1 pseudogene is annotated in these 510 nt (G+C 65.7%); it reads left to right on the top strand.

Annotated elements, in window-relative coordinates:
- Positions 1 to 18: 18 nt before the first annotated feature.
- Positions 19 to 510, top strand: a pseudogene (locus tag IU476_RS35675) (mammalian cell entry protein); the annotation flags it as partial.

Here is a 510-nt window from a genome sequence, read left to right as displayed (position 1 = left end):
CCGGTCGAGCTGGACACGATGATCAAGACCATCGACCAGTTCGCCGACGCGCTCAAACCCGCGCCCGGCGAGAAAGAAGGCCCGCTGTCGGGCACCCTGCTCTACGACATGGTCAACGGCCAGGGCGAGAAGATCCGCGACACCCTCAACGCCCTGTCCGGCGCGCTGAAGGTCGGCGTCGACAACAAGGACGCCGTCGCGAGCATCATCGTCAAGCTCAACGAGCTGACCACCATGCTGGCCGAGAACGACCAGTCCGTGCGCGATTTCAGCAACCAGGTCACGCAGATGACCTCGCTGCTGGCCGAGCAGTCCCCGGGCCTGCAGGCCACGCTGAACCAGATGAACGACTTCCTCAACAACACCAGCGGGGCGTTCACCCAGTACCAGGATCAGCTGGCGTCCAGCCTGTCCGGGCTGACGGCGGTCACGGATCAGTTGCGCGCCAACGCCGCCGGCGTCACCGAGGTCGTCGACGTCGCGCCGCTGCTGCTGCAGAACATCGACCGG

It is taken from the genome of Nocardia blacklockiae (assembly GCF_015477355.1).
In the GTDB taxonomy this organism is placed as follows: domain Bacteria; phylum Actinomycetota; class Actinomycetes; order Mycobacteriales; family Mycobacteriaceae; genus Nocardia; species Nocardia blacklockiae.
The sequence above is the reverse complement of the archived record's forward strand: the minus strand, read 5'-3'. Positions and strand labels throughout refer to the sequence as shown.